We start from the raw sequence: 4,209 nt of genomic DNA on the forward strand, positions 1-4,209 counted from the left end.
AGATCCGGCAGGTCGATGATGAAGCATGCCGCCACGATCTCCGCGCCGATCTGGCGAAGCAGATTGGTGGCCGCGACCGCCGTTCCGCCCGTCGCAATCAAGTCGTCGATGAGAATCACGCGCTCGCCCTGCCCAATGGCGTCCGTGTGGATTTCCATCTCGTCGACGCCGTATTCGAGGGAATAGGCGATCCGCACCGTTTCGTGCGGAAGCTTTCCCTTCTTGCGGATCGGGACGAAGCCGGCCGAGAGCTGGTGCGCGATCGCGCCCCCCAGGATGAAGCCCCGCGCCTCGATCCCCGCGACCTTATCGATCCGGCCGCCCGCGAAGGGATGGACCAGTTCGTCGACGGCACGCCTGAACGCACGCGCATCGCCGAGCAACGTGGTGATGTCGCGGAAGACGATTCCGGGCTTCGGATAATCCGGGATGGACCGGATCGAGTCCTTGAGTTCGGTAATGAGGTGCTGAGGCATCCGTTTTCTCAGTTTCTGGCCTCGCGTTTTACCGGCAAACGAACCGGAAGGCCATGCTTGGACGCGTGTCGGTCTCAGGAGAGCGTCTGCAGAACGCGCCCGGCGACGGCATCCAGCTTCGCCAGAACATCGCGTTCAAGCGCCGATTTCGCGGTCATGATCGCCCCATCCAGTGCGCGATCCGATCCGACCGGACAGGCTTCGTGTTCCGCCGGAAAATCCCGAGCGACGCGTCCCAGGATTTTTGCCACCCGAGCGGCGTTCTCTCGCGCCACCGCGACGACCGATTCCACATCGACATCGCCGTGACCCGGATGCCAGCAATCGAAATCCGTGACCATCGCGATGATGGCGTACGTGATCTCGGCCTCCCGAGCGAGCTTCGCCTCGGGCATCGCCGTCATGCCGATCACATCGTAGCCGAGGCGTTTGTAGGTGAGCGATTCGGCATAGGTCGAGAATTGCGGACCCTCGATCGTCACATGGGTGCCCCCGCGGCTGAACGGCATGTCGAGGGCCGTCGCCGCATCGGCGATCCGCTTCTGCAGCAAAGGGCCGACCGGGTGAGCCATCGGCACGTGCGCGACGCACCCTTGGCCGAAGAAAGAGGATTCGCGGCGGTGGGTCCGATCGACGAACTGATCGGCCAGCAAGAAGAAGCCGGGGTAGAATTCCTCCTTGAAGGAGCCGCATGCGGAAACCGAAATGAGATCGGTCACGCCCGCTCGCTTCAAGGCATCGATATTGGCGCGATAATTGATGTCGGACGGCGAGAGGCGATGGCCGCGGCCGTGCCTGGCGAGGAAAACGACGTCGGTCGTACCGATACGGCCGATCCGAAGCGCGTCCGACGGTTCGCCGAAAGGCGATGCCACACTCTCCTCGCGCACATTCTGGAGCCCTGGCAGGTCATAGACGCCGGAGCCACCGATGATTCCGAGAACTGCTTTGGTCATTGACGGATACCCCGTGCGAGCCGTGTCGCGCCCGATCCCCGTTCTATCGAACGTCGCGCAGGGCGCGATAGGCGGATGGCGAGGCGATCCAAAGAAAAAAGGCCCCGTAAAGGGGCCTTTCGGTGTCTTTAGTGGGATGTTTTGGGTGTATCGGCACCACCGCCGACATCACCGCCGATCCGCGCCCAGATCTTCTTCTTCGTGAAGTAGAACAATCCGGCGAGAACGATCAGGAACAGCATCACCTGCAAACCGAGGCGCTTGCGCGCTTCGAGGTGGGGCTCCGCGGTCCACATCAGGAAGGCCGTGACGTCGCGCGCATACTGGTCGACCGTCTCGGGCACCTGAGGCTTGCCGTCCTCACCCTTCGGATACTCGACCTGCCCGTCGCTCAAGGGCTTGGGCATCGCGATCACGTGGCCGGGGAAGAACTCGTTGAAGTGCCCGCCTGCGGGCACCTGGAACCCAGCCGGCGGCTCCCGGTATCCGTCGAGCACCGCATGCACGTAGTCAGGCCCGTTTTCCGCGTATTGCCGGAAAACGTCGATGATGAACCAGGGGAAACCGCGCTCGTAGGTCCGCGCTTTCGCCATCAGCGACAGATCCGGCGGAGCCTTGCCGCCATTGGCCGCCGCAGCCGCATTCTCGTTCGCGAACGGAGCCGGGAAACGATCGGCGGGGCGACCCGGACGATCGAACATGTCACCGGCGTCGTTCGGGCCGTCTTTGATCTGATACTCGGCCGCCAGGGCCCGAACCTGGGCTTCCGAAAACTCCGGCCCGCCGGGTTCGGCGAGGTTACGGAATGCGACGAAGCTCAGGCTGTGGCAGGAGGCGCAAACCTCCCGGTAGATCTTGAAGCCGCGCTGGAGCTGCGCTCGATCGAAGGTTCCGAAGGGGCCGGCAAAGCTCCACTTCAGCTGCGGGGGATTGACCGACTCGGCAGCAACGGCCGGGGCCATGAAGCCGACGAGAGCGGCAGCGACGAGGAGAGTACGCTTGATCATCATTTTTCTCCTGCGCTCGCTCAGCCTTTGGACTGCGGTTCGGCGTTGGCGCCGGCAAGAACCGTCGCTCCGCCCTTCTTGGCCGCGGTCACGGCTTCCAGGATCGAATTCGGCTGAGGCAGCGGCCGCTCGACGAACCCGAGAACCGGCAGGATCACCAGGAAGTGGAGGAAGTAATAGGCCGTCGCGATTTGCGAAACGATCACGTACCAGCCTTCCGGCGGCTTCGCGCCGAGCCAGCCCAGAAGAAGGGTGTCGGCCACCAGGATCCAGAAGAACTGCTTGTACAGCGGACGATAGCGCGTCGAGCGAACCTTCGAGGTATCGAGCCAGGGAACGAAGGCGAGAACCGCGATCGATGCGAACATCGCGATCACGCCGCCGAGCTTATCGGGAATGGCGCGCAGGATCGCGTAGAACGGCAGGAAGTACCATTCCGGGACGATGTGGGTCGGGGTCACGGCCGGGTTGGCCGGGACGTAGTTGTCCGCATGGCCCAGGTAGCTCGGCAGATAGAACACCCACCAGGCGAAGAAGATCAGGAAGCAGACTGTCGCGAAGACGTCCTTGATCGTGGCGTAAGGCGTGAACGGAACCGTGTCCTTGCCGGACTTGATCGGAACGCCGGTCGGGTTGTTCTGGCCCGGCACGTGCAGCGCCCAGATATGAAGGATCACGACGCCCGCGATCATGAAGGGCAGCAGATAGTGGATCGAGAAAAACCGGTTCAGCGTCGGGTTGCCCACGGAATAACCACCCCAGAGCAGGCTCTGGATCGTGTCGCCGATGACGGGAATGGCGGCGAGGATGTTGGTGATRACCGTCGCGCCCCAGAAGCTCATCTGGCCCCAAGGAAGAACGTAACCCATGAAGGCGGTCGCCATCATCAGGCCATAGATGATTACGCCGAGGATCCAGAGAACCTCACGCGGAGCCTTGTACGACCCGTAATAAAGGCCGCGGAAAATATGGATATAGACGGCGACGAAGAACATTGCCGCGCCGTTGGCATGCAGATAGCGGAGCAGCCAGCCATAATTCACGTCACGCATGATGTGCTCGATGGACTGGAACGCCATCGACGCGTGCGGCGTGTAGTACATCGCCAGGAACACGCCCGTGAGGATCTGGGACACCAGCATGAACGAGAGGATCGCTCCGAACGTCCAGAAGTAATTCAGGTTCCGCGGGACCGGGTAGGCGATGAAGGACGAGTGGACGAGGCCGACGACCGGCAAACGGCTTTCAAACCATTTGGCGAAGGCGCTCTTGGGAACGTAGGTGCTGGAATGCTGGCTCATGGGTGTCGCCTGAACGATCTCAATAATTATGCCGTGGCTTCTTGGCCGATGATGATCTTCGTATCGGATGTGAAGTTGTAAGGCGGGATCGGCAGATTGATCGGGGCAGGGCCGCCGCGAACGCGACCGGACGTATCGAAAATCGAGCCGTGGCAAGGGCAGAACCAACCATGGTACTCGCCCTGGTGGCCGAGCGGCACGCAACCCAGATGGGTGCAGTTGCCATAAACGATGAGCCATTGGGCGTGCCCGGGCTTCACTCGCGCAGAATCGGCTTGGGGATCACGCAGGGACGCGACGTTTACGTCCTCCGCGGCCTTGATCTCTTCCGCGGTGCGGTGCCTGACGAAGATCAGCTTGCCGCGCCAGAAAACCTTGACGATCTGGCCTTCCTCGATGGGGCTGAGATCGACGTCGACCGGCGCGCCGGCGGCGATCGTCGCAGCGTCCGGCGCCATCGACTGAATAA

General features: G+C 62.3%; 5 protein-coding genes. All 5 read right to left on the minus strand.

Annotation, left to right across the window (positions count from 1 at the left end):
* Nucleotides 1–476 (minus strand): adenine phosphoribosyltransferase (locus AC1DT3_RS13355; RefSeq protein ID WP_477465737.1); only part of this gene is annotated, 476 nt, incomplete at its 3' end.
* A gap of 74 nt (nt 477–550) precedes the next feature.
* Nucleotides 551–1,432 (minus strand): S-methyl-5'-thioadenosine phosphorylase, encoded by an 882-nt coding sequence (locus AC1DT3_RS13360; RefSeq protein WP_477465738.1) that lies wholly within the window; start codon nt 1,430–1,432, stop codon nt 551–553.
* 128 nt (nt 1,433–1,560) lie between these two features.
* On the minus strand, nt 1,561–2,439 hold the full coding sequence (locus tag AC1DT3_RS13365) for a cytochrome c1 (protein ID WP_477465741.1): 879 nt from the start codon (nt 2,437–2,439) through the stop codon (nt 1,561–1,563).
* 20 nt (nt 2,440–2,459) lie between these two features.
* The gene (locus AC1DT3_RS13370; RefSeq protein WP_477465739.1) at nt 2,460–3,740 is read right to left on the minus strand and encodes a cytochrome b; all 1,281 of its coding nucleotides are present in this window, start codon (nt 3,738–3,740) and stop codon (nt 2,460–2,462) included.
* Nucleotides 3,741–3,766: 26 nt separating this feature from the next.
* Nucleotides 3,767–4,209, minus strand: a 443-nt coding sequence (petA, locus tag AC1DT3_RS13375; RefSeq protein ID WP_477465740.1) for a ubiquinol-cytochrome c reductase iron-sulfur subunit, incomplete at its 5' end; no start/stop codon positions are given.

The organism is Microvirga sp. P4_G7 (assembly GCF_056401005.1).